General features: G+C 71.2%; 1 protein-coding gene. It reads left to right on the forward strand.

The window, feature by feature from the left end:
• Nucleotides 1-640, forward strand: a 640-nt coding sequence (locus ABD209_RS15520) for a transposase (protein WP_486348464.1), incomplete at both ends; no start/stop codon positions are given.

The following is a 640-nucleotide window of genomic DNA, read 5'->3' on the forward strand; positions in this document are numbered from 1 at the left end:
ACGCCCGGGATGCGATGCTGCTGGCCCGGCTGCTGCGCCTGGACGAGGTCGTGCCGGTGCGGGTCCCGACCGAGGTGGAGGAGTCGGCGCGGGACCTGGTGCGGGTCCGCGAGGCCGCCCGGGCGGATCTGATGCGGGCCCGGCACCGGCTCTCGAAACTGTTGCTGCGCCACGGGATCGTGTACTGCGGCGGGAAGGCGTGGACCGCTGCCCACGACACCTGGCTGCTGCGGCAGTCGTTCCCGCTGGCCGGGACCCAGGCTGCGTTCGAGGACGCCTACGAGAGCGTCGTGCTCACCACCGGGCGTCGGGACCGGCTCGATGCCACGATCACGGCGATGGCTGCCGACTGTCAGTTCACCCCGGTGGTGCGCCGCCTGTCGTGCCTGCGCGGAATCTCCACGCTGACGGCGTTTTCCCTGGCGGTGGAGATCGGCGACTGGGAGCGCTTCACCGGTGCCGGTATCGGCGCGTACCTGGGGCTTGTGCCTTCCGAGCACTCCTCCGGGTCCTCTCGATCCCAGGGGTCGATCACCAAGACCGGCAACAGCCACGTCCGCCGGATGCTGGTCGAATCGGCTTGGCACCACCGCAAGCCGTACCGACCCGCGGCCGTCCTGCGGCGACGCTGGGAGCTGGC

This window comes from Nostocoides vanveenii (genome assembly GCF_039531165.1).
Classification (GTDB): domain Bacteria; phylum Actinomycetota; class Actinomycetes; order Actinomycetales; family Dermatophilaceae; genus Nostocoides_A; species Nostocoides_A vanveenii.